The 1,762-nt window shown below is 72.1% G+C and carries 1 protein-coding gene and 1 pseudogene; both read left to right on the top strand.

Annotated features, from left to right (window positions below; all coding sequences use genetic code 11):
* Positions 1 to 1,159: GT4 family glycosyltransferase PelF (gene pelF / locus EU811_RS23300; RefSeq protein WP_142940598.1), on the top strand; the 1,159-nt coding region annotated here is incomplete at its 5' end.
* Between the two features lie 92 nt (positions 1,160 to 1,251).
* Positions 1,252 to 1,762: pseudogene (locus EU811_RS23305) on the top strand (hypothetical protein); the annotation flags it as partial.

Here is a 1,762-nt window from a genome sequence, read left to right on the forward strand (position 1 = left end):
GCTGTCGGCGGCCCTGCGCACCGAGGCCGCGCTGCGCTCCCTGATGTGGATCTGGACCATGCCGCACCTCCAGATCGCCCAGGCCTGCCCCACCGTGCACGACGCGCTGACCGCCACCGACCTGCTGGAGCACGCGCTGCGCCCGCTGGGCGTCCGGCTGCCCGAGAACTCCGTCTCGCACGCCACCGGCAGCGGTCTGGCCACCCTTCCCGCCCTGGCCGCACGGCAGTTGGACGGCATCCCGTTCCTCCTGACCGAGCACGGCATCTATCTGCGCGAGCGCTACCTCGGCTACCGCAGCGACGCACAGCGCTGGCCCGTCAAGGCCCTGATGCTCGGCTTCTACCGCGAGCTCAACACCCTCGGCTACAAGGCGGCCGACCTGATCACCCCGTGCAACCAGTACAACCGCCGCTGGGAAGAGCGCGGCGGCGCCGACCCCGACAAGATCCGTACCGTCTACAACGGCGTCGACCCCGCCGCCTTCCCGCACGCCGGACCCGAGCCGGACGTACCCACGCTCACCTGGTGCGGCCGCGTCGACCCCATCAAGGATCTCGAAACGCTGCTACGCGCGTACGCCATGGTGCGCGCCGAACTCCCCGAGACCAGGCTGCGGTTGTTCGGCCCGGTGCCGCCCGGCGGAGAGGCGTACAAGACCAGGCTGGAGAAGCTCGCCGCCGAACTCGGCGTCACGGACGGCCTCACCTTCGAGGGCCGGATCAGCGAGGTGTGGCGGGCCTACGCGGCCGGGCACGTCGTGATGCTCTCCTCCATCTCGGAGGGCTTCCCCTTCTCGATCATCGAGGCCATGTCGTGCGGCCGGACCACGGTCTCCACCGACGTGGGCGGCGTCAGCGAGGCCGTCGGCGACACCGGGCTCGTGGTGCCGCCGCGCGAGCCCGAGAAGATGGCCGCCGCCGCGCTCGTCCTGCTGCGGGACGACGAACGACGCCTGGAACTGGGCCAGTTGTCCCGCCAGCGCGTCATCGAGCGCTTCACGCTCCGCCGCTCCGTGGACGCCTTCCGGACGATCTACCAGGAACTCGCGGGCCTGCCCGAGGTGTACGAGCCCACGCTGGAGACCGTCGCCGACTGGACCCTCGAACTGCGCGACCCCTGGTACCAGGCCGTCGCGACGGACGGGACCGGCTGGTGAGCGGATCGATCCGGATGCCGCCCGGCTCGCGGCCCGACACCCTGCCCTACGTGCCGCGCCAACGCCGTCCCAGCTGGGCGGAGCCCGACCCGGTGGACGAACTCGCCAAGCGGCTCGAGGAGTTCATAGCCGCCGCCGTCCACCCGGACGAGATAGCCGCACTCCTGGAGTCCGACGGCATGTCGGACGACCAGATACGCGAGAGGTACGGCTGCAAGGACTCCTTCTCGCTCGCCGAGGAGCTGTACGAGCGGGTCGAGCGCCGCCATCCCGAACCCCCGGGACCGGCCCACGACCCCTGGCAGATAGGCCTGCTGGGCTGCCTGTTGAGAGGGGTCGTCTTCGCCCTGCCCGGCCTCGGCTACGTCCTCGGAGCCCCTCTCCTCGCGGGCCCGCAGGACGGCCTCGGGCTCCCCGCGGGTACGGTCCCGCTGCTGGCCGGCGCCCTGTGCGGCTGGACCTGGAACCAGGGGCTCGCCCACCGGGCGTACTCCTGGCTGGGGTTGGGCGACAAGGCGGCCTCCCGCCGCTCGCTCCTCGTCGGGGCACCCATGGGCGCGCTGCTCGGCTCGCTCGTCGCACTCGCGGTCGCCCCCGGCCACC

This window comes from Arthrobacter sp. TS-15 (genome assembly GCF_006964045.1).
In the GTDB taxonomy this organism is placed as follows: domain Bacteria; phylum Actinomycetota; class Actinomycetes; order Actinomycetales; family Micrococcaceae; genus Arthrobacter.